The following is a 1010-nucleotide window of genomic DNA, read 5'->3' as shown; positions in this document are numbered from 1 at the left end:
CTTCTAAACGGCTAAAAGAAATCTTTTGAACGTCTAAATATTAACAAAAAAGAGTCAACCTATATCAGTATAATACAGAAACCACAAAAATTAAGTTTTGAAGAGAATAATATCACTATCAATTATTGGAATTCTATTTGCAATTGTACTTTACTACTCGTATCAATTCGATAATTTATTTAGAATTTTCTTTTTTCTGATTTTAGGAATTTCATTCTTTTTTATTTTCTATAAAACCACATCTGGAAACTATACCGATTACAAAAAAAATCAAAAAGCTATTAGTTATTTACCGACATTAATCGGAATCGGATTTATCCTTTTAAACATTGGAATATATTATCATTTTGAGAATAAACTAAATTTACCATCCTTAATTAAAGCCCAAAATCACGGAGTTTACGCTGATTTTAAAGAAAATGGACAATACATAATCAAAAGTGGCAGTTGGGCGACTAAAGTACATCAGTATGGGACTTATAAATTGGAGGATAATATAATCATTGCAGACAAATTAAAATATGATGATGTTTTGGTTTCAAATAGATTTCTAATAAGTTTTATTCAAAACTCGGATTTAATTAATCAGTTAGAAATTGAAAATTTTAAAAGCGGAAAATATCTATTGGAAATTGACTCAAACGGAAATGAAATTAAAAATAGACTTATAGATTTTGACAAAGAGCATAATGAGATATTTGGTTCATATAAATTTGAAATAACAGAAGATAATAGAAAAAACTCAAACGCCGGAAAAATAGAAAACGGGATTAAACCGAATAATTAGAAATCTGAATGAAACAACGAAATGCCAACACCGTGTATAATTAATTGCTTTTTTGAGCTTCCTTTCGAAAATTCCTGCGGAATTTTCACGGGTTCGTAAAAGTTTGCTAAATTAGTTGCTGAACCACGCAACTAACCATACACAAAACCGTTGGCAGCAAGTTGTGCCGATCTACAATTTTCCATCTTCCTCTTATATTCTGTACTTGTTTTTTAAGTTAAAT

Annotated in this window: 1 protein-coding gene; it reads left to right on the top strand. The window is 28.4% G+C overall.

The features are described 5' to 3' along the window. Nucleotides 1-97 precede the first annotated feature (97 nt). Nucleotides 98-787 (top strand): hypothetical protein, encoded by a 690-nt coding sequence (locus tag HM986_RS17580; protein WP_179336348.1) that lies wholly within the window; start codon nucleotides 98-100, stop codon nucleotides 785-787. Nucleotides 788-1010: the final 223 nt, after the last annotated feature.

Origin of the sequence: Winogradskyella costae (assembly GCF_013403865.1) — a bacterium.
Classification (GTDB): domain Bacteria; phylum Bacteroidota; class Bacteroidia; order Flavobacteriales; family Flavobacteriaceae; genus Winogradskyella; species Winogradskyella costae.
This window is presented reverse-complemented; position numbering and strand designations above follow the sequence as displayed.